We start from the raw sequence: 1,309 nt of genomic DNA, 5'->3' as shown, positions 1-1,309 counted from the left end.
CGGCTTCGCCATTATGCCCTACGTGCCTGCGCCCCTTATTTAAAAGTTAGATACTCGCAGGTATCCATGACATTATTTCTATTTTTGGCTTGCATGCTTAATTTTTTCTTTCTTAGTGGTAGAGGTTTACTAATTGCTTCGAAACTAAAACAACTAATCGGGTACAACGGAAGCACATTGAGCCTTTATTACACAATACAGAATAGAGCTTTTTCAAATTCTAATACTCTAGTTAACGAAACAAATTCTGAAGCCCTAACTCTACTAATTCAATGCAAGCAAAATATAAGAGTCATGTTTGCTATTGGCTTTGCATGTATTGTTGCCTCAATTCCTTTTGCATAGTAAAAACGTATCTAACAAAAAAATTAAGTTCGCCCGCTGCGCGGGCTGGGACGCATACACGCGGGGCGGCTTCGCCATTATGCCCCACATGTATGCGCCCCTTATTTAAAAGTTAGAAGGCGTCAGCCTAAACTGCGTTTCGCTTAATAAACAAATCAGTTCAACTACCCCTACCTGTTTTTACAAGCATCGCTCTTGCTTTTGGTGGTTTTAACTTCGCCGCATTAACTTCAAAGGTCGCGCAATAGGCGCTTTATCGACAAGTTCTTATTTTGAGTCAGCAAGCGCCATTGCACTTGGTAGTTCAAATGGCAGCTTACTTCAGTCAAATCAATACCATCACTGCACTGTTGTTTTACTTGTTTGTGTTAATAATCAATCGTATGCTGGGTTCAACAGTTTTTAAAAAAGCCAAAGGAACAGGCTCTGCTTCTAACAAGGCGCTTAAGTCACTCCCTTCGGTCGTTCGGACGCAGTTACGCGGGGCGGCTTCGCCATTATGCCCCACGCAACTGCGCCGCTTAGCTAAAAGTTAGAAGGCGCCAGCCTAAACTACTATTGGTTTGGTAAATAATCAGTTCAACCACCCTCACCTGTTGTTTCAAACATCGCCCATGCATTGGTAGTTTTAATGTCACCGCGCTTACTTCGAATGTCGCGCAATAGGCGCTTTATCGGCTAGTTCTTATTTGAGGCCAGCAAGCGCCATTGCACTTGGTAATTCAAATGGCGGTTTGCTTCAGTCAAATCAATACCATCACTGCGCTGTTGTTTTACTTGTTTGTGTTAATAATCAATCGTATGCTGGCTTCAACAGTTTTTAAAAAGCCCAAAGGAACAGGCTCTGCTTCTAACAAAGCGCTTAAGTCTCTCCCTTCGGTCGCTGGGACGCCTATACGCGGGGCGGCTTCGCCATTATGCCCCACGCATCTGCGCCCCTTAGCTTAAAGTTAGAAGGCGTCAG

At 43.9% G+C, this 1,309-nt stretch carries 1 protein-coding gene; it reads left to right on the top strand.

Annotated features, from left to right (window positions below):
* Positions 1-345 (top strand): hypothetical protein (locus KL866_RS20085; RefSeq protein WP_251139754.1); only part of this gene is annotated, 345 nt, incomplete at its 5' end.
* Positions 346-1,309: the final 964 nt, after the last annotated feature.

Origin of the sequence: Alteromonas sp. ALT199 (assembly GCF_018619335.1) — a bacterium.
In the GTDB taxonomy this organism is placed as follows: domain Bacteria; phylum Pseudomonadota; class Gammaproteobacteria; order Enterobacterales; family Alteromonadaceae; genus Alteromonas.
The sequence above is the reverse complement of the archived record's forward strand: the minus strand, read 5'-3'. Positions and strand labels throughout refer to the sequence as shown.